Below are 19,104 nucleotides of genomic sequence, written 5' to 3' on the forward strand. Positions count from 1 at the left end.
CCTCGCAGGCCTGCTGGAGGTCGATCGCCCGCGCTGGCGGCCGACCCGCGACAATGGCGGGGTGACTGACGACCCGTACCTGTGGCTTGAGGACATCACCGGCGAAGAGGCGCTGGACTGGGTCCGCAAGCACAACGAGCCGACCCTGACCGAACTGTGCACGCCGCGGTTCGAGCAGATGCGCGCCGAGGCGCTCGAGGTGCTCGACACCGATGCGCGCATCCCGTATGTCCGCCGCAGGGGCGAGTTTCTGTACAACTTCTGGCGCGACGCGGCAAACCCGCGCGGCCTGTGGCGGCGCACCACGCTGGAGCGCTACCGCACCGAAAAGCCGGACTGGGAGGTGGTGATCGACCTCGACGCGCTCGCCGCCGACGAGGACGAGAATTGGGTATGGGCAGGCGCGAAGGTCATCGAGCCCGACTATTCGCTGGCGTTGGTCAGCCTGTCGCGGGGCGGCTCGGATGCCGCGGTCGTGCGTGAATTCGACATGCGCACCAAGGAATTCGTCGTCGACGGCTTCTCGGTGCCGGAGGCCAAGACCCAGATCACCTGGGAGGACGAGAACGCCGTTCTGATCGGCACCGACTTCGGCGAGGGCTCGCTCACCGAATCCGGCTACCCGCGGCTGGTCAAACGCTGGCGGCGCGGCACCCCGCTCGCCGAGGCCGAGACGCTGTTCAGCGGGTCGGAGACCGATGTGATCGTCGCGGCGTCGACCGACCGCACACCCGGCTTCGAGCGCACCCTGATCAGCCGCGCCGTGGACTTCTTCAACGACGTGGTCTACGAATTGCGTGACGGCGAGTTCATCCGCATCGACGCGCCCACCGACGCCACGGTGTCGGTGCACCGCAACTGGTTGCTGATCGAGTTGCGCACCGACTGGTATCACGGCACGAACTCCTATCGGGCGGGCTCGCTGATCGCCGCCGACTATGAGGAATTCCTCGCGGGCACAGCCGATCTGCACGTCGTCTTCGAACCCGACGCGCACACCAGCCTGAACCATTACGCATGGACGAGGGACAAGCTGGTCATCGTCACGCTCGCCGATGTCGTCAGCAAGGTGCACACGGTGACAGCGGGCAGCTGGGAGACCCAGCCGTTGCCGGATATCCCCGACAACGTCAACGCCGTCATCGTCGACACCGACGACCGCGGCGACGAAATATTCTTGGATTTCAGCGGATTCGACACGCCGTCGCGGCTTCTGCACGGATCCGCGGAAGGCCCGTTGCACCAGATCAAGTCGGCGCCCGAGTTCTTCGACGCCGAAGACATCGTCGTCACTCAATATTTCGCCACCTCGAAGGACGGCACCAAGATCCCGTATTTCGTTGTCGGGCACCGCGATAGCGACGGACCCACCCCTACGCTGCTGAGCGGCTACGGCGGATTCGAAGTGTCGCGAACGCCGGGCTACGACGGCGTGCTTGGCAGGCTGTGGCTGGCCCGCGGCGGCACGTATGCGCTGGCCAACATTCGCGGCGGCGGGGAGTACGGCCCGTCCTGGCACACCCAGGCCATGCGCGAGGGCAGGCATCTGGTGGCCGAGGATTTCGCCGCCGTCGCACAGGATCTGGTGCAGCGCGGGATCACCACCGTCGAGCAGCTGGGCGCACAGGGCGGCAGCAACGGCGGCCTGCTGATGGGCGTCATGCTCACCCAGTACCCTGAACTGTTCGGCGCGCTGGTGTGCAGCGTTCCGCTGCTGGACATGAAGCGGTTCCACCTGCTGCTGGCCGGCGCGTCATGGGTGGCCGAGTACGGTGACCCCGACGATCCCGGCGACTGGGCCTTCATCTCGGAATACTCGCCGTATCAGAACATTTCGGCCGACCGTAAGTATCCGCCGTTGCTGATGACGACATCGACGCGCGACGACCGGGTGCATCCCGGCCATGCCCGCAAGATGACAGCAGCACTGGAGGCGGCAGGCCATCAGGTGCTCTACTACGAGAACATCGAAGGCGGGCACGCAGGCGCGGCCGACAACGCGCAGACGGCGTTCCGCTCGGCATTGATCTTCGAGTTCCTGCACCGGACCCTGAACAAAGAGGTGCATTAGGGGCCCTGCGCGCGCCGGTAAACTCACAGCAAACGTCTCTGGAGGTGTCATGTGGGTTGAGCCGGAGCTGTTGAGCTCGGGTGGGCAGGTGGCGCGCAACGCGGGCGACCGGGTGCTGAACGGTGCTGCGGCGCTGGCGTCGACCCCCGTCGGGACGAGCATCTTCGGCGATTTCGCCGCCGCCAGGGCTTTCCAGATGCGGCTCGGCGAACTGCAGATCGGCCAGGTCACCGAAATGCGGAACAGCCACCACATGCTGACGGACGTCGGCACCAAGGCCAAGACGTCGTCGGTGTCGTTCAGCGAAACCGAGGCGGCCAACCGGTCGACGCTCGACGCCGTCTCGGATGCCTGAGTATCCGCAGCTGGTTTACCTCAGCGTGCCCGAGCTCATCGGCGCGGCCGGGGGCGACCCGTGGCGTGTCGACGAGACCATCCAGGCGGGCGCGCCCGGCGAGATCAGCGAGCTGGCCTCCTCGTTCCGGGCGGCCGGAGTGTGCATCACCGAGACGGACGAGGAGTTCAACCAGGCCAAGAAGCGCTTCGAGGAGGCCTGGGACCGCGACGACCCCGCGCATCCGATCAACGACGCCGCCGAAGTGCAGCGCGCGACCCAATGGTTGCGGCTCAGCTCCGAGCAGATGGCCAAGGTTTCCGCCGACCTGCAGAACATCGCGGCCACCCTGGCGGAGGCGCAACGCAGCGGCCACATCTCGATCGCCAACCTCAACAATCGCCTCGTCGCGCTGGACAACGTCATCGCCGCCGAGATCGAAAAGGCCCGCGCCGACGGCGTCCAGCTGGACTGGTCGGCGTTGAAGGCGGCCGCGGTCGACGCCACCAGCCAGTCGCTGAAAGAGGTCACCGCGGTGCGCGACGCGTACGGCGCCAAGCTGGACGAAGCCGAACTCAAGATGGCCGCCCACGGCTATGACATGGACGCCGTCGCAGGCGGCGAGGGCCAAGGCGAGCCCTCGGCCGAGGACAAGGCGCAAAGCGCCGCCGAGAAGTACGACGCCACCCAGCGCGCCGCCGACGAGGCGCTGGTCAACGACGGCGGCCCGATGACCCCCGAGAAGGAGGCGGCGGCCGGGCGGCTGCGCGACTTCGCGACCGTCAACGATCCCAACGCCAACCCGTACCTCAAGCAGTATGCAGGCGAGCGCCTCGACGACTACAACATGTCCCGGTTCGTCGGGCCGCTGCCCGTCGACCCGGTCCTCGGTAAGGACGCGCGCCAATTGGCCCAGTCGCGGATGGAGCTGCAAGCGCAGCTCGAGAAGGGACTGCTCGGTGGTCCGCCGATGTCTCCCGACCAGGCGACGGCGTTCCTGGACAGCGGCGAATCGCAGGCCAGGACGCTGCTGCTGAACCAGGCCGAGCAGCAGCTGCGGAACCTCGGCATGTCGGAACAGGGCATCTACACGGTGATCAAGGGCCTGGGGTCGCTGTCGGACAGCATCGGCACGGGTGTCGAGCAGTACGGGAATTCGGTGGAGACCGGCAAGCACGCCCTCAACGGCCTGTCCAAGGCGGACGCCGCGGCGTTCGCCAAGTGGGGCGGTCGCGTCGGCACCGTCGGCAGCATCGCCCAGTTGGTCATCGCGGGCCTCGAGTACCCGGACAACGCGTGGAACCCCAACGAAGAGCTCGGCAAGGCCAGCGGCAGCGCACTCGGCAGCGTGCTCGGCGGCATGGGCGCGGGCGCCGCGGTCGGCTCGTTCGGCGGCCCGTTCACCGCTGCGGGCGCCGCGGTCATCGGCGGACTCATCGGCGGATTCGCCGGATCGGACCTCGGCGGGAAAATCGGCAGCCTGTTCGACCGGCAGTACTACGCCGGCGGTGGCGGCGGAAGCTGGTGAGGCCATGATGAAGCCGTTGTTCTACGCGGGCCTGGCCGCCATCGTGCTGGGCACCGTGCTCGGGATGTTTCCGCGCTGGAAGTCGGCCACGCTGTCGCCGGCGTCCATTCAGCGGCGGTGCTACTGGACCGGCTCGTTCGTCGGCGCACTGTTGTTGTTCATCGCGGTGCTGCCCGACTGGAAGTCGGCGGTTTTCGTCGCTGCCGCGGTGTTGGCCGTCCTCGTGGTCGTCGCCTACCGGTTCACGTCGCACATCAAGCTCGGCGGCAAGGTCTACGGGTATATGCGCGACCAAAGACACCCGTGACCCGCCTGACCTCTGCCTCGTTTGTGAATCTGGCGACGATTCGGGCCCGGTCTGCGTCGCTGTACGCACATTTGATGCGAAGCCAGCCGATATCGGCGAGCCTGGGTAGATGCGCATCGTCATCGCAGGCGGACACGGCAAGATCGCGTTGATCCTCGAGCGGCTGCTCGCGCAGCGCGGCGACTCGGTCGCCGGTTTCATCAGGAACCCGGAGCAGGCCGCCGACCTGGACGCCGCGGGCGCGCAGGCGCTGGTCGTCGATCTGGAGAAGGCGTCCGTCGACGAGGTGGCCGAACACGTGCGCGGCGCCGACGCAGTCGTCTTCGCTGCCGGGGCGGGCCCCGGCAGCGGGGCCGCACGCAAGGAAACCGTCGACCGTGACGCCGCGATCCTTCTCGCCGACGCGGCCGAAGCGGCGGGCGTCGAACGCTACGTGATGATCTCGTCGATGGCCGCCGACCCGAACGCCACCGCCGACGACGACGTCTTCCAGGCCTACCTGCGGGCGAAAGGCGCTGCGGACGAAGCGATTCGGAGCCGTGCGGGGCTGAAGTGGACCATCGTGCGGCCTGGCGCGCTCACCAACGATGCGGGAACCGGCCGCGTGAGAATCGCAGAGTCCACTGGCCGCGGCAGCATTCCCCGCGAGGACGTCGCGGCCGTGCTTGTCGCGGTCCTCGACGAACCCCGCACCGCCGGCCTTACCTTCGAATTGATCTCGGGTGACACCGCAATCGCTGATGCCGTCGCCGCGCTGGTGCGCTGACGCGATACTGCAAGCATGCCCACCAGCGCACACGAGTTCGAGACCCTGCTGTACAAGACGGCCCCGCCCGTCGCGACCATCACTCTGAATCGCCCGGAGGCGCTCAACACCATCGTGCCGCCGATGCCCGACGAGATCGAGGCCGCGATCGGGCTGGCCGTACGGGATTCGGCGGTCAAGGTCATCGTGTTGCGCGGGGCCGGCCGAGCGTTCAGCGGTGGCTACAACTTCGGCGGCGGCTTCCACCACTGGGATGACCTGCTGTACACCGACGGCCGTTGGGATCCCGGCAAGGACTTCGCGGCGATGACGGCCCACGCCACCAGCCCGCACCAGAAGTTCATGGCGATCTGGCGCGCGTCCAAACCGGTGATCGCTCAGGTGCACGGCTGGTGTGTCGGCGGCGCAAGCGATTACGCGCTGTCCGCCGACATCGTGATCGCCAGCGACGACGCCGTCATCGGCACGCCGTATGCGCGGATGTGGGGCGCGTATTTGACCGGCATGTGGCTGTACCGGCTGAGCATGGCGAAGGCGAAGTGGCATGCGCTGACGGGCGAACCGTTGACCGGCCGCGAAGCCGCCGATGTCGAACTGATCAACGAATCCGTCCCGTTCGAGCGGCTGGAGGCGCGGGTCGCCGAGGTGGCGGCGCAGTTGAGCCGAATTCCGTTGTCCCAGTTGCAAGCTCAGAAGCTGATCGTCAACCAGGCCTACGAGAACATGGGACTGGCGTCCACCCAGACGCTGGGCGCCGTACTGGACGGGCTGATGCGCAACACGCCAGAGGCGCACAGGTTCGTCGAAACCGCCGCCACCGAGGGTGTGCGCGCCGCGATCGAACAGCGCGACGGCCCGTGGGGCGACTACAGCCAGGCGCCGCCGCAGCGGCGACCCGACCCGTCGCACGTCATCGATCCTTAGCCAGCACGCCGCCGAGCATCGCGACCACGACGCCGAGCACCACCAGCACGCCGCCGGCGGCCAGCGTCATATTCAGCCAGTGATGCGCGCTGGCCTCGGCTTCGCCCACCATCACGTCGGCGATCTGGCGCATGTTGCCCGTCGTGCGGTTCAGCGCGTCGTCGATGTAGCGTCGACCGACCTCCAGCCCGGCCCACCCCGCGGCTCCCACCAACAGCGCCGAAACACCAAGTGCGACCAGCGCTTTGCCACGTGAGCGCGCCGTCGCCAGGGTCAGCAGCGCGAACACCACGGTGATGATGCAGGCACCGATGCTGACCCACGGCCCCCACGTGGCCAACCTCTTCAGCTGGCCGGGCCGCAGCGAGGAATCCTCCGGCACAGTGATCGGCACCTCGAGCCGCTGCGGCACCTCGAGGTTGAGGTTGCCCAACGTCTGCCTGATCGACGGGTCGTTGAGCATCGGCGCCACATCGACCAACCAGCGATCGCCCGAGCCGTCGTCGCGACGCACCGCGTCGGTGAACATCCAGCGGTGAGCGATGCGATTGGCCTGGCTGAACTGCCCGGGGAAGCCAGGATTGGTGGTGTAGGCGTCCGTCACGCCGCGGATCAGGTCGGTGTTGGTCACCTCGTAGCCGTTGTCGGAGGCGATCTCGGTGATCTGCGCCGTCAGTTCCGCCGCCATGGCCTTCTGCAGTCGCGGGTCCTCGGCGGCTGAGGCGGCCAACGCCGCGTAGCCGTTTTCGCTGACCAGATTCCGCTGTGCCCACGTCGCAGGCACGGACGCTGCCAGTGCGGCCGTCGTCAGGACCCAGAACAGCAGCGCACCGACGAAACGCACGCCGACGAATCTACTTGGCGGCGCGGCGCGGACCCAGCAGTGCCAGCTTCGTCATCAGTTTGTTCATCCGGGCCAGGGCCTTGTGCGAGTTGTTGTAGTAGGTGCCGCCCGCGCCCAGATTGGTTCGCGGCGCGACGACGGCCTCCTGCCTGCAGTATTTGCGCAGACCCTCGGGCCCACCGAAACGCGCGCCCATGCCGGAGGTCTTCCAGCCGCCCATCGGCGCGGTCGTGCACATCAGGTTCGAGATCACGTCGTTGATGTTGACTGCGCCGCATTCGAGTTGCACAGCAACCTTTTTGGCGCGTTCGACGTCTTTCGAGAAGACTGCGGCGGACAGGCCGTAGGGGCTGTCGTTGGCCAGCCGGATCGCCTCGTCCACCGACGACACCTTCATGATCGGCAGCGTCGGACCGAACGTCTCCTCGGTCATGGCCGTCATCGAGTGGTCGACGTCGACGAGCACCGTCGGCGGATAGAAGCTGCCCTTGCCCCCGACGCGTTCTCCACCGGTGAGCGCCTTGGCGCCCTTGGCCAGCGCGTCGCGCACGTGGGCCTCGGTGACAACGACCTGGCTCTCGTCGATCATCGCGCCGACGTCGTGGCCCTCACCCGCGCCCACCTTCAGCCTCTCGACGTCGCGCACAACCGCCGCCACGAACTGATCGTATACCGACTCCAGCACGTAAACCCGTTCGACGGACACGCACGTCTGCCCGGCGTTGAACATTGCGCCCCACACCGCGGCGTGCGCGGCCAGCTCGATGTCGGCGTCGTCGAGCACGATCATCGGGTCCTTGCCGCCGAGTTCGAGGCTGACCGGGGTGAGCCGTCGCGCGGCCCGCTCCATGACCTTCGCGCCGGTCGCGCAGGAACCGGTGAACTGGATGAAGTCGGAGTTGTCGATGACCGCCTCGGACACCTCGCGCGCGCCCTGGGCCAGCGCCAACACGTCGGGCGCGCCGGACTCATGCCAGCCGCGCAGCAGCACCTCCGCGGTCAGCGGCGTGCGTTCCGACGGCTTCAGCAGCACCGAGCAGCCCGCTGCGAGCGCGCCGATCGCGTCCATCAGGGCGTTGGCCACCGGGTAGTTCCACGGCGCGATGATGCCGACGACGGGGCGCGGCCGGTAGTGCACCTCGACCTTCTTGATCGCCAGGAACGGCAGCGCTGCGGGCCGTTTCTCCGGCGCGAGCGCCTTCTCCATCGTCTTGATGTAGTAGGACAGGATCATCAACAGCAGCGGCACCTCTTGGGCCGCGTCGACCGCCGACTTGCCGGTCTCCTCGATCAGCAACGACTCGATCTCGTCGCGGTGCTCCCCCAGCCAAACGGCATAGCGGGCAAGCACTTTCGCGCGGTCCTTGGCGCCGCGTGCCTCCCACTCCTTCTGCGCGGCGCGCAGCCCTGCGGCGATGCGCGGCACGTCGGCGGGATCGGTCCAGCGCACCTGGCCGGCCACTTCCCCGGTCGCCGGATTGCGGATCGTCGTCGCAGACGAGGACGAATCAAGATCAGGCGTCGCGGTCATACGCCCATGCTAGCCACCGGTGTGATCTGCGTCGCACTCGGGTTGACGCCTGTCAAGTTCGGCGGTGAGTGCGGCCGCGCAGACCAGCGCGCTGCCGAGTAGCGCGGCGCCGAGCGCATCGGTGAAGTAGTGGTAGGTCACGCCCTGCCCGATCATCACCAACACGGTGATCGAGGCCGCGATCGCCACGGCCCACCACGCCGCGCCCGCCACGAGGACGAGCATGCCCAGCACGACGACGGCCGCGGTGGTGTGGCCGCTCGGATAGGCCAGCGCGGAACCGTTGTGGCGCCCGAAGAACCGCTTGAGCAGCTGCACCAGCGCGATACCGACCAGCGGCGTGACGACGATGACGACTGCCAGCCTGCGCCGACGCCGATGCATGGCGACGGCGACGCCGAAGAGCAGAAGGATCGTCAGCAGCCAGGGGTCGGTGAAGAAGAGCAGCCAGCGCGCCGGGCTGTGCCGGAATCGGTGAAACCAGTCATCGAGCGGTGTCGAGCCGGTGCCGACGGCCCATCCGAGCGCGAACATCGCCGCAACGGCGATCCCCGACCACAGCACCAGGGCGCTGCGGCCGGCAACGGCCGTCACGTCAGGAGGCGATGCCGCGGACGTAGGCGGCCTGGCCGAGGTGCTGCGCACAGTCGTCGATGATGCTGACCAGGCGCACGCTGGCGGTGACCGGCGGATCCCAGTTCTCGTCGACGACACGGTTGAGTTCCTCGGCCGTCACCGACGCGATGTACTCCAGCGTCACCTTGTGCACGGCGTGGTAGTAGCCGGCCAGCAGATCGGCGGGCGCCTTCACCCGGCCGACGTCTTCGGAGGAGTGCCCGTAGCCGAAATCGTTGCCCTGTAGGTCGAGATTGAACCGGTCCTTCCAGCCTTCGCGGGTCCACACCTGCTCGATGCCTGCGATGTCGCACAGCTGAAGGTCCTGCACGCGCGCACTGTGCCAGATCAGCCATGCGATCGAGTTGGCGTCACGTGTCGGCCGGAAGAACGAGACGTCGTCGGTCAGGTCGTCGGTGAGGTCGTCGACGTGCTCGATCAGCCGCGTGAACGAGTCACGGAGCAGTTCGCGGGCCGCTTGAACATCGGGTTGGGCATCGGATCGCGCGGAGTCAGCCATGGGATTGACGCTACCCCGATTCCCATATTCCTTGACAGTTATATGATTTGATGGTGATATGAAGGGGTGGACGCGTTCGCGGTGATCGCCGATCCCACCCGGCGGCGCATCCTCGACACCTTGCGGGAGGGCGACGCCGACGTCGGCACTCTCGTTGCGCGGCTCAACATTTCGCAGCCGTTGATGTCAAAGCACCTCAGCGTGCTGCGGGAGGCCGGTGCCGTCGACGTCCAGGTCGACGGCAAGCGACGCGTCTACCGACTGGCCGAGGACCCGCTGCCTGCGGTGCTCGCCTGGGTCACGCCGTATCACCGCAAATGGGCCGCGGGGCTGGACCGTCTCGCCCAACTCATCGACGAGGAGCAATCATGACCCATCCGCTGGACGGAAAACTGGAATGTCGGGACGACGCTTGGGTTTTGACGCTCGCGCGCGACTTCAATCACCCTCCCGAGACGATCTGGCCGTGGTTGACCGACGCCGAAAGGCTGCGCCGGTGGTCGCCGGTGGTCCCGGATCGGTCGTTCGACAGCACCGGGCACCGCGATGTACGGGAGAATCCCGACGACGAGCCGGTCAGCGGCGAGGTGTTGCTGCTCGACCCGCCTCGCGAGTTGGTGCACCGATGGGGTGACGACATCGTGCGCTGGCGGCTGGCTGGCACCGACGCCGGCTGCCGACTCACGCTGGAGCAGACCATGAGCCGACGCGACGATGCCGCGATGAACGCGGCAGGCTGGCAGATCTGCCTTGACGTCCTCGACGACCTCTCGGGCGGGGTCGAGCGTCCGCGCGTGGTCGGTCCCGACGCCGCCGTACACGGCTGGGAGGCGTTGCGCGACAGCTACGCCGAGCTGCTGGGCTAACCGGCTGAAGCTTGCTCCTGCGATAGGGAGCGCCGAATTAACGTTGGTGTCAACGGATTTCGCGGGCGATCGACGCGCTTTGAACTTCCGATCATCGTACGCTTGATCCGTGCATTTGGCATGGCCGCTGGTCGGGCGCGCGCAGGAAATGCGTGTGATCGAAGCCGCCATCGCGGATCCGGCGCTTTCCGGCATCGTCATCGGTGGGATGGCCGGAGTGGGCAAGAGCCGAATTGCCCGCGACGTGTTGGCGTCTGCCGCGTCGAAGGGATACCCGACGCGGTGGGCGGTGGCGACGTCGTCGGCGCGAAAACTCCCGGCCGGTGCGTTCGCCGAGTGGGCTGAATCGACCGCAATCGACAGTCTCCAACTCGTTCGCGGCATCGTTCGACGGTTGACGGCGGCGTCGCCAGATGCTCCGACTGTCATCGGCGTCGACGACGTGGCGTTGCTCGATGATCTGTCCACGTTCGTCGTACACCACATCGCGCAACGTCGCGCCGCCAAACTCGTGCTGACTGTCCGCAGTGGCGAGCCGATTCCAGCTGCGACACAGGAGATTTGGCGCAACGGCCAGTTCGATCGACTCGATCTGCAACCTCTGTCACAGCGCGAGATCACGACGCTGCTGATGCAGACCCTCGGCGGGCCGGTGGATCCGGATGCCGTGCGCCGGATGTGGGCGCTCACGCGGGGCAACGTGCTCTACCTCCGCAACATCGTCGAACAAGAGGTCGCCGACGGCCGGCTCGCCGACCATCACGGCCACTGGCGCTGGGTGGGAGATCCGGTGATCCCGTCAGGCCTTCTCGAGATGGTCGAATCGCGGCTCAGCACGCTGCCGGCGCCGGTGAGCGAGGTGATCGACACGCTTGCCGTCAGCGAGCCGCTCGAACTCGCATCGCTGACCAGAATCACCTCCGCGGCCGCGGTCGAAGACGCCGAGACGCGCGGCCTCGTCACGCTCAACAGTGTCGACGGGCGTGTGGAAGTGCGAGTCGCGCATCCGCTCTACGGCGAAGTACGCAAACTGCGCGCGCCTGCGACTCGGCTGCGGCGGCTCCGCGGTCTGGTGGCCTGCGACCTTGCCGACTGCGACGACGGCAACGACCTTCGCACCGTGGTGCGTCGTGCGGTGTTGACGCTGGACTCCGACCTCGAGCCGGACCCGCACCTTCTCGTCACCGCCGCTGGCATTGGCTGATCTGAGTCTCGGGTGCTTGCCCCACCACAGTTCTCGGCCCCGCGCTGCGCGAAATCGTCGAACCGCTGCCGCTGACGTCCCGCGAGCGCGAGGTCGTCATGCTGATCAGCATGGGACTGTCCAGCCGTGCGGTGGCGGACCGACTCACGCTGTCGGTCCGCACCGTCGAGGGCCATCTCTACCAGGCCATGAAGAAGACCGGCGCTGCCTCGCGCGACGAACTCATCGCGATGCTGCCGCAGCGCACCGTTCGGGCCTAAGAGGTCAGAGTGACATCCTGTTCGTCATGCCCGAATTCGACCTGCTGGCCGTTGAAGTCACCCTTGCACGAGGTCACGACGTGCCACGTGGTGAACGGCGGCGGCGCCAGAACCGCGAATGAATGACTCCCGTTCGCCTCGATGTCGAAATTCACGGTGACTGGCGACAGCCCCGGTGAGGTCGCGTTGTAGACGCACTGACCGGGGATGTTCGCCTTGCTCTCCACCCTCACGGTCGACTGAGGAATCGTTCTGACGAACGTCACGGTGATGGCATCCTTCGGCGGCTCGGGCGGGGGCGCGGGCTTCTCTTCCGGCTTCGGCGCTGCCACATTGCATCTCGGGAGTTTGGCGGTGGGATCGGACGTCCACGTGTTTCCGCCGGGGGTACCCGTCGATGTGCCCTTGACGGTGCCGTCGTCGGCGATCTGGCCGGTGAAGGTGGAGGTGGTGCCCTTCGCGGCACCTTCGGTCCAGTTCACGGCCATGGTGATCGTTCGACCGTTGATGTTGCCTGTCACCGGCCCCACCGATTTGGGGTCTGTCCACATCGTCGCGTAAGCCGGGGCACCGCTCGGCAGTGCTGTGATCGACTTTCCGGACCACCCATAGGTATCGAAGTCGAGTCCGTTCTGGTCCAGTGTGAACGCGAAAACGGTTGGCCCCAAAACCCAGTCCTCGCAGGCGGCCTGGGCGACGGGAACCATTTGGATCGGCAGTGTGAAGAGGCCGATCGCACTCACCGCGGATCCCGCGGCGAGCAATTTCGAACTTCTCTTTGCAAATTGACGCGGTGTTCGTGTCATGACAATCTCCTTGCGTGAACCCCCAACGGGCCCACTCGTTTCTTCTTTTGGGATGTGACTTCGGACGGCAGCGAGCGTAAGTTCGCCATTTGCGGACTTACACACGTAATCGGCTACTTGGATTCCAGCAGAGGTGCACTTGCCTACTGCGGGTTCTACTCTGGGATCACCCAGTCGCTCAACGGCTCCCATGGATTGACCTTGTACGCCGACGCGGGCAGGCCCGGACCGCCCGGTCGCAACTCGAACTCGTCCACGCCGAATATGGAATTGCCGGGCATGACGTTCAGAGTGTGGGTGCAGTACCCGACGACGGGCCCCGGGAAGAACCTCACTTTGGGCACCAGGTTTCTGGCGCTGCAGATCTCTTCGGCGGTGACGGTGCGGTCCGCACTGGCCGTCGGCGCCGCGGACAGTTGTTGGGCGAGTAGGCCGCCGACGAGAACTGTCGCGCTCGCGGCTGCAGTGGCATGACGCAAGAGCGCCGGATGATTGTTGTTGATCTTCATTGTCGGTCTCCGGTTGGGTTGCAGATAAGGGTTTCTGGCACTTTCGTTGACCGACACAGAATTCTTCGATGCAATCGGGCGGCGCGCGTGCGTAGTCGACTACTCGAATTCAAAAGCCGTGAAGGTCGCGTAGATACGTACCCGTACGACGCCGCGACGACGGATGCAGGCTTGTGGCATGGCCGATGAATTGCGCCCACGTGAACGGGCATTGCGTGAGCTGCCGTTGGCGTACTCGTTGGCCTTGCGGTTGCGCGACTCGGGCGTGGCTGCGGAGGTGATATGCGAGTACGTCGGAATCGAGGTGGCCGCCCTTGAGAATTTCTACCGCATCGCCGAGGCGAAACTCGCTGCCGCACTTGAGTCCGACCAGCAGGCGAAATCCACGTAGCCGGATACTTGCGCCGCCGAGACCGAATAGTGTTATCCAGCGCTCAGACGCCGACGATGAAATAACGTCTGCGCTAATAACTTCGGGAGATGCCGCGCCAACCGACGCGAAGGTTCCCCCCGGCGGGCTGGTCCGCGTTGTCGAGCGTATTCGCCATCATTCGGTCTAGCCCTGCGGCTTCGCCCCGTGAAAGACGGCTTCGACGTTGTTGCCGTCCGGGTCGCGGACGAACGCGCCGTAGTAGCCGGGGTGGTACTCCGGCCACAGCCGCGGCGCGTGCAGCGATTCGGCGCCGAGCCGCAGCGCGGTGTCGTAGAAGGCCTTGACGGCGTCCTCGTCGGCGGCCTGGAACGCGACATGGACCTCGCGGTTCGGCCCCTTGGCGTCACCGGCGCTCATGTCGGCGATCCAGAAGTCCGGCTTGCCGTCCCTGCCGTAGCCGATGGCGACTTGGTAGTCCATCTGCCGCGTGTACCCCAGGACGCCGAGGACTTCGTCGTAGAAGGTCTTTGAGTTCTCCCAGTCCGCACAGTTGATTCCCAGGTGATCGATCACCCGCCCATCCTGGCATGACGCGCCGGGGCGGCCGTAAATTGACGTTCATGAGCTACGAGCTGATCATCCGCAACGGCACGATCGTCGACGGCCTCGGCGGCGAGCCGTTCGGCGGCGACGTGGCGATCTCCGGCGGCGTGATCACCGCCGTCGGCGCGGTCGACGGGCAGGGCTTGCGCGAGATCGACGCGACCGGGCTGCTCGTCACGCCCGGCTTCGTCGACCTGCACACCCACTACGACGGACAGGCCATCTGGTCGGACCGCATGACGCCGTCGTCGGCGCACGGTGTCACCACCGCGGTGATGGGCAATTGCGGCGTCGGGTTCGCGCCGTGCCGAGCCGAGGACCACGACGTGCTGGTCGACGTGATGGCCGGCGTCGAGGACATTCCCGGCGTGGTGATGGTCGACGGGCTGCCCTGGACGTGGGAGACCTTCCCGGAGTTCATGGATGCGCTTGACGCGGACAGCCGCGACATCGACGTCGCCGCGCTGCTGCCGCACTCCCCATTGCGGGTGTACGTGATGGGCCGTCGCGGCGTCGACCGCGAACCGGCCACCGCCGAGGATCTCGCGCAGATGCGCAAACTGGCCGCCGAGGCCGTTGACGTCGGCGCGCTTGGGTTTGCGTCGTCGCGGCTGACGATCCACAAGACCGAGAGCGGTCGTCCGATCCCCAGCTACGACGCGGGCCGCGACGAGATCGAAGCGATAGCGCGCGGGGTGAAGGACGCAGGCGGCGGATTGATCCAGTTCGTGCCCGACCTCGTTGCAGGCGACTACGAACCGGCGCTGCAGACGGTATTCGATGTGGCCGCCGATGTCGACTTGCCCGTCACGTTCACGCTCGCGATCGGCAATGCGGGGCCCGCGTTCTTCGAGGACGCGCTGAAGATGGTGGAGAAGGCCAACGCCAACGGCGGCGACATCTCCGCGCAGATCTTCCCGCGGCCGATCGGGCTGGTGATCGGGCTCGAGCTGTCGGGCAACCCCTTCGTGATGTATCCGAGCTACCGCGCGATCGCGGACCTGCCGCTGGCCGAGCGCGTTGCCGAGATGCGCAAACCCGAAGTGCGACAACGTATCCTGTCCGACAAGCCGGCATCGGACGGGCATCCGTTGATGTTCGCGGTTCAGGCGTGGGACTGGATCTTCCCGCTTGGCGATCCGCCGAACTACGAGCCCGACCGATCCGAGAGCATCGCCGCGCGGGCGCGGGCGCGCGGCGTCGATCCCATCGAGGAGGCCTACGACCGCCTGCTCGACGACGACGGGCACGCGATGCTGCTCGTCACGTTGGCCAACTTCCGCGACGCGTCGCTGGACACCGTCGCCGAGCTGATCCGCCGCGACGACGTCGTCCTCGGCCTGGGCGATGGCGGCGCGCACTACGGAATGATCTGCGACGCAAGCTTTCCCACGTACATGCTGACGCACTGGGTCCGCGACCGGTCGTCGGGCCGGCTGGCGGTACCGCAGGCAGTGCGCGAGCTGACGTCGGTGCCCGCGCGTGTCGCCGGGCTGGCCGATCGCGGCCGAATTGCGGTGGGCTACAAGGCCGACCTGAACGTCATCGATTCCGGCGCGCTGCGCCTGCACAAGCCGGTCGTGCGCTACGACCTGCCCGCGGGCGGACGTCGGCTCGACCAGACCGCCGACGGCTACGTCGCGACCATCGTCTCCGGCGAGGTCATCGCCGAGAACGGCGTGCCCACCGATGCCCGGCCGGGCAGACTGGTCCGCGGCCGCCAACCCGCGCCGCCGCCGTCGCCGTAGCCGGCGCCGTCGCCGTAGCGGCCACGAACGTATGGCCTGTGGAGGCGAATCGGCGTTTTGGTGTCCATAGCCCATACACTCGTGGGCTAACCACGGCTCACCAAGGATCATTAGGTCTCACCAGGTTTGCGGGCAGCCGCGCGAGATCAGCGCAGCGCCGACGCGATCGAAGAAGTCTCCGCGACGGTGGTGCAGAATTCTTGCAGTCACCCGGGTATCGAGCCAGCCGAGTTCGGGCAGCTTTGCATATCGTTCGAGGTCCCAATCCCACTGCCTGGGTTCGGTCCAGTGGTGTTTGCCTTCGAAGTCCACGCCTACCCGATACTCGGGCCAACCGATGTCGATGCGGGCGAACAATCGACCTCGTTCGTCGTACACCGGTATCTGTGTTGTCGGCCGCGGGAAGCCGCGCTGTATCAACAACAATCGCGTCAAGGATTCGTACGGCGATTCCGCGCCGCCATCGACAAGCGCCAGTGTCTGTCGCAACTGCCGCAGCCCGCGGGCGCGCGGACTCCGCTGAGCTATGGCTTCGACAGCGTCGATATCGAATCGGGTCGCGTTCATCAGAGCGTCCAGGTGGGCCAGCCCAGCCGCCAGCGGCAGCCGCCGACCCAGGTCGTACGCCGTGCGCGCTTCGGTGGTGACCTCCATGCTTCTCGCCAGGCAGACGTCGTCGTCGGCTAGTCGATAACGGCGGACGACCATGCCCTTTTGCGGGTACGCGTTCGCCCGGATGATCTCGGCGGGATCGTGCGGATCCAGCCATTTCGTGCCGTGCACAGCGGCGGCCGAGACGCCGCACAACACCGCCCCGGTGGACAGCCACGCCGCTCGCGCCTTGACGGCCGCCGTGACTTCGGCGTCCTTGCGGATGTAGACGTCGCGAAAGATGGGTGTGAAGCGGGTACGGAGGTCGTGACGGGTGAGCTCGCCGTTGGCCATCGCGGTGCTTCCGAGAATCGGAATGTCCATGGGACGCACGATGATCACGGGCGCCAACGACATATCGGCCCAATCGGACCACCAACGTATGGCCTGTGGATCGATTTCGGACTGTTGATGTACCTAGCCCATACGCTCGCGGTCGGTGCCACGGCGCATCCGGCGAGCCGGCCCGAGCCTAGGATGGTCGGCATGAGCGTCAAGGTGGACCTCGACCAACTGGCCGACGCACTGAAGGATTACACGTTCGCCTACCTGGTGACCGTCGGCGACGACTACCGCGCGCACACCGTCGCCACCCAACCGCTCTTCGCCGACGGCGTCTTCGACGTCGGGGGCCTCGGCGGCAAGTCCAGCAGCAACATCGCCGCACACCCCGACGCGACCCTGGTCTGGCCGCCGCGCGAGGCCGGCGGCTACACGCTGATCGTCGACGGCCGTGCCGACGGCTCGCGGATCGAGCCGCTGCGGGCGGTGCTGCACCGGCCCGCCGAGCCCGGCGCCCAGACAAAGCCCGGCTGCAAGGACGACTGCCGCCCGCTGGAAACCACCTGACGGCACGAAAAAGACACGAAAAAGCCCGGCCCCCAAAGGGACCGGGCTTTCTCGTTAGGGGACTTAGAAGTCCATGCCGCCCATGTCGCCACCGCCGGGAACGGAAGCCTTCTCCTTCTCCGGCTTGTCGGCGACGACCGCCTCGGTGGTGAGGAACAGCGCGGCGATCGACGCGGCGTTCTGCAGCGCCGAGCGCGTCACCTTCACCGGGTCGGCCACACCAGCGGCGAGCAGATCCTCGTACTCACCGGTCTGCGCGTTGAGGCCGACGCCAGGCTCGCTGTTGCGCACCTTCTCGGCGACCACACCGGGCTCCAGACCCGAGTTGAAGGCGATCTGCTTCAGCGGGGCCTCGAGCGCCACGCGCACGATGTTGGCGCCGGTGGCCTCGTCGCCGGTGAGCTTGAGCTCTTCGAGCGCCGGAGCCGCCTGCAGCAGCGCCACGCCACCGCCTGCGACGATGCCCTCCTCGACGGCCGCCTTCGCGTTGCGGACCGCGTCCTCGATGCGGTGCTTGCGCTCCTTGAGCTCCACCTCGGTGGCGGCGCCCGCCTTGATCACCGCAACACCGCCGGCCAGCTTGGCCAGACGCTCCTGCAGCTTCTCGCGGTCGTAGTCGGAGTCGCTGTTCTCGATCTCGGCGCGGATCTGGGCCACCCGACCGGCGATGGCGTCAGGCTCGCCTGCACCCTCGACGATGGTGGTCTCGTCCTTGGTCACGACGACCTTGCGGGCACGGCCGAGCAGCTCGAGTCCGGCGTTCTCCAGGGAGAGGCCGACCTCTTCGCTGATGACCTGGCCGCCGGTGAGGATCGCCATGTCCTGCAGCATCGCCTTGCGGCGGTCACCAAAGCCGGGAGCCTTGACGGCGACCGACTTGAAGGTGCCGCGGATCTTGTTCACGACCAGGGTCGACAGCGCCTCGCCCTCGACGTCCTCGGCGATGATCAGCAGCGGCTTGCCCGACTGAATGACCTTCTCCAGCAGCGGAAGCAGGTCCTTGACCGTCGACACCTTCGACGCGACGAGCAGGATGTACGGATCCTCGAGGACCGCTTCCTGACGCTCGGCGTCGGTGACGAAGTAACCCGAGATGTAGCCCTTGTCGAAGCGCATACCCTCGGTGAGCTCCAGCTGCAGGCCGAAGGTGTTGGACTCCTCGACGGTGATGACGCCCTCGTTGCCGACCTTGTCCATCGCCTCGGCGATCAGCTCGCCGATCGACGGGTCACCGGCGGAGATGCCCGCGGTGGCAGCGATCTGCTCCTTGGTCTCGACCTCCTTGGCCGACTTCAGCAGCGTCTCGGTGACCTTCTCGACAGCCTTCTCGATGCCGCGCTTCAGGCCGAGCGGGTTGGCGCCGGCCGCGACGTTGCGCAGGCCTTCACGAACCAGCGCCTGAGCCAGAACGGTGGCGGTGGTGGTGCCGTCGCCGGCGACGTCGTCGGTCTTCTTGGCGACTTCCTTGACCAGCTCAGCGCCGATCTTCTCGTACGGGTCCTCCAGCTCGATCTCCTTGGCGATGGACACGCCATCGTTGGTGATCGTGGGAGCGCCCCACTTCTTCTCCAGAACGACGTTGCGGCCCTTGGGACCCAGCGTCACCTTTACCGCGTCGGCGAGGCTGTTGAGGCCCCGCTCGAGGCCACGGCGGGCCTCTTCGTCGTACGCAATTGTCTTGGCCATTGCGAAGTGTTCCTCCGGATTGGGGATGGCACGTCTGTGGTCGGGAGCAGTGCCCGCGACGGACGGCTGGAGGTGTGCTCCCGCAGGTGCGGCCCCTGCCTCACCGTCC

General features: G+C 66.8%; 22 protein-coding genes. 13 read left to right on the forward strand and 9 right to left on the reverse strand.

Annotated features, from left to right (window positions below):
- Positions 1 to 61 precede the first annotated feature (61 nt).
- From CQY20_RS01645 to CQY20_RS01670, 6 genes are all read left to right on the forward strand, one after another.
- Entirely contained in the window at positions 62 to 2,071 is a 2,010-nt protein-coding gene (locus CQY20_RS01645) for a prolyl oligopeptidase family serine peptidase (protein ID WP_097937908.1), read from the forward strand.
- Positions 2,072 to 2,120: 49 nt separating this feature from the next.
- Positions 2,121 to 2,426 carry a DUF2563 family protein gene (locus CQY20_RS01650; protein WP_097937909.1) on the forward strand — a complete coding sequence of 102 codons (306 nt, stop codon included), beginning with the start codon at positions 2,121 to 2,123 and terminating at the stop codon, positions 2,424 to 2,426.
- On the forward strand, positions 2,419 to 3,933 hold the full coding sequence (locus tag CQY20_RS01655; RefSeq protein ID WP_097937910.1) for a putative alpha/beta hydrolase: 1,515 nt from the start codon (positions 2,419 to 2,421) through the stop codon (positions 3,931 to 3,933). Before CQY20_RS01650 ends, CQY20_RS01655 begins: the two co-directional genes overlap by 8 nt.
- Positions 3,934 to 3,937: 4 nt before the next feature.
- The gene (locus CQY20_RS01660) at positions 3,938 to 4,240 is read left to right on the forward strand and encodes a hypothetical protein (protein WP_133119013.1); all 303 of its coding nucleotides are present in this window, start codon (positions 3,938 to 3,940) and stop codon (positions 4,238 to 4,240) included.
- Positions 4,241 to 4,349: 109 nt separating this feature from the next.
- On the forward strand, positions 4,350 to 5,006 hold the full coding sequence (locus CQY20_RS01665; RefSeq protein ID WP_097937912.1) for an NAD(P)H-binding protein: 657 nt from the start codon (positions 4,350 to 4,352) through the stop codon (positions 5,004 to 5,006).
- Between the two features lie 15 nt (positions 5,007 to 5,021).
- Positions 5,022 to 5,930, forward strand: a complete 909-nt coding sequence (locus tag CQY20_RS01670) for a crotonase/enoyl-CoA hydratase family protein (protein ID WP_097937913.1) — start codon at positions 5,022 to 5,024, stop codon at positions 5,928 to 5,930.
- On the opposite strand, the gene CQY20_RS01675 is transcribed toward CQY20_RS01670, so the two are convergent.
- From CQY20_RS01675 to CQY20_RS01690, 4 genes are read right to left on the reverse strand one after another with little or no spacing between them, the layout of a single operon-like run.
- Positions 5,917 to 6,774 (reverse strand): hypothetical protein, encoded by an 858-nt coding sequence (locus CQY20_RS01675; protein ID WP_097937914.1) that lies wholly within the window; start codon positions 6,772 to 6,774, stop codon positions 5,917 to 5,919. The two genes, CQY20_RS01670 and CQY20_RS01675, sit on opposite strands and share 14 nt — an antisense overlap.
- Positions 6,775 to 6,784: 10 nt before the next feature.
- Positions 6,785 to 8,305 carry an aldehyde dehydrogenase family protein gene (locus CQY20_RS01680; RefSeq protein ID WP_097937915.1) on the reverse strand — a complete coding sequence of 507 codons (1,521 nt, stop codon included), beginning with the start codon at positions 8,303 to 8,305 and terminating at the stop codon, positions 6,785 to 6,787.
- Positions 8,306 to 8,314: 9 nt separating this feature from the next.
- A complete protein-coding gene (locus CQY20_RS01685) occupies positions 8,315 to 8,899 on the reverse strand; it encodes a phosphatase PAP2 family protein (protein ID WP_234816056.1) in 585 nt (194 codons plus the stop codon).
- 1 nt (position 8,900) lies between these two features.
- Positions 8,901 to 9,440 (reverse strand): mycothiol transferase, encoded by a 540-nt coding sequence (locus CQY20_RS01690; protein ID WP_097937916.1) that lies wholly within the window; start codon positions 9,438 to 9,440, stop codon positions 8,901 to 8,903.
- A gap of 66 nt (positions 9,441 to 9,506) precedes the next feature.
- On the opposite strand from CQY20_RS01690, the gene CQY20_RS01695 reads away from it, so the two are divergent.
- From CQY20_RS01695 to CQY20_RS01710, 4 genes are all read left to right on the forward strand, one after another.
- The gene (locus tag CQY20_RS01695; RefSeq protein WP_097937917.1) at positions 9,507 to 9,812 is read left to right on the forward strand and encodes an ArsR/SmtB family transcription factor; all 306 of its coding nucleotides are present in this window, start codon (positions 9,507 to 9,509) and stop codon (positions 9,810 to 9,812) included.
- On the forward strand, positions 9,809 to 10,306 hold the full coding sequence (locus CQY20_RS01700) for an SRPBCC domain-containing protein (RefSeq protein WP_097937918.1): 498 nt from the start codon (positions 9,809 to 9,811) through the stop codon (positions 10,304 to 10,306). Before CQY20_RS01695 ends, CQY20_RS01700 begins: the two co-directional genes overlap by 4 nt.
- 109 nt (positions 10,307 to 10,415) lie before the next feature.
- Complete coding sequence (locus CQY20_RS01705; RefSeq protein WP_097937919.1) at positions 10,416 to 11,510, forward strand: AAA family ATPase; 1,095 nt, start codon at positions 10,416 to 10,418, stop codon at positions 11,508 to 11,510.
- Between the two features lie 71 nt (positions 11,511 to 11,581).
- Positions 11,582 to 11,770, forward strand: coding sequence for a response regulator transcription factor (locus CQY20_RS01710; protein ID WP_272938789.1), 189 nt, complete (start codon positions 11,582 to 11,584; stop codon positions 11,768 to 11,770).
- Here the strand turns inward: CQY20_RS01710 and CQY20_RS01715 are convergent.
- Both CQY20_RS01715 and CQY20_RS01720 read right to left on the reverse strand, forming a co-directional pair.
- On the reverse strand, positions 11,767 to 12,681 hold the full coding sequence (locus tag CQY20_RS01715; protein WP_133119014.1) for a hypothetical protein: 915 nt from the start codon (positions 12,679 to 12,681) through the stop codon (positions 11,767 to 11,769). The genes CQY20_RS01710 and CQY20_RS01715 overlap by 4 nt on opposite strands.
- Positions 12,682 to 12,731: 50 nt before the next feature.
- The gene (locus CQY20_RS01720; protein WP_097937922.1) at positions 12,732 to 13,085 is read right to left on the reverse strand and encodes a hypothetical protein; all 354 of its coding nucleotides are present in this window, start codon (positions 13,083 to 13,085) and stop codon (positions 12,732 to 12,734) included.
- 178 nt (positions 13,086 to 13,263) lie between these two features.
- On the opposite strand from CQY20_RS01720, the gene CQY20_RS01725 reads away from it, so the two are divergent.
- Complete coding sequence (locus CQY20_RS01725; RefSeq protein WP_097937923.1) at positions 13,264 to 13,476, forward strand: hypothetical protein; 213 nt, start codon at positions 13,264 to 13,266, stop codon at positions 13,474 to 13,476.
- Positions 13,477 to 13,641: 165 nt separating this feature from the next.
- Here CQY20_RS01725 and CQY20_RS01730 read toward each other — a convergent pair whose 3' ends face one another.
- Positions 13,642 to 14,031, reverse strand: coding sequence for a VOC family protein (locus tag CQY20_RS01730; protein ID WP_097937924.1), 390 nt, complete (start codon positions 14,029 to 14,031; stop codon positions 13,642 to 13,644).
- Positions 14,032 to 14,078: 47 nt separating this feature from the next.
- Here CQY20_RS01730 and CQY20_RS01735 point away from each other — a divergent pair, with 47 nt between their 5' ends.
- Positions 14,079 to 15,809 (forward strand): N-acyl-D-amino-acid deacylase family protein, encoded by a 1,731-nt coding sequence (locus CQY20_RS01735; protein WP_097938023.1) that lies wholly within the window; start codon positions 14,079 to 14,081, stop codon positions 15,807 to 15,809.
- Between the two features lie 117 nt (positions 15,810 to 15,926).
- Here CQY20_RS01735 and CQY20_RS01740 read toward each other — a convergent pair whose 3' ends face one another.
- Positions 15,927 to 16,784, reverse strand: coding sequence for a type IV toxin-antitoxin system AbiEi family antitoxin (locus CQY20_RS01740; RefSeq protein WP_097938024.1), 858 nt, complete (start codon positions 16,782 to 16,784; stop codon positions 15,927 to 15,929).
- A 162-nt stretch (positions 16,785 to 16,946) separates the two neighbouring features.
- Here CQY20_RS01740 and CQY20_RS01745 point away from each other — a divergent pair, with 162 nt between their 5' ends.
- Positions 16,947 to 17,309, forward strand: coding sequence for a hypothetical protein (locus tag CQY20_RS01745; RefSeq protein ID WP_097938025.1), 363 nt, complete (start codon positions 16,947 to 16,949; stop codon positions 17,307 to 17,309).
- Positions 17,310 to 17,372: 63 nt separating this feature from the next.
- On the opposite strand, the gene groL is transcribed toward CQY20_RS01745, so the two are convergent.
- Positions 17,373 to 18,995 carry a chaperonin GroEL gene (gene groL, locus CQY20_RS01750; RefSeq protein WP_097937925.1) on the reverse strand — a complete coding sequence of 541 codons (1,623 nt, stop codon included), beginning with the start codon at positions 18,993 to 18,995 and terminating at the stop codon, positions 17,373 to 17,375.
- Positions 18,996 to 19,104: the final 109 nt, after the last annotated feature.

Source organism: Mycolicibacterium agri (assembly GCF_002553505.1).
Taxonomy (GTDB): Bacteria; Actinomycetota; Actinomycetes; order Mycobacteriales; family Mycobacteriaceae; genus Mycobacterium; species Mycobacterium agri.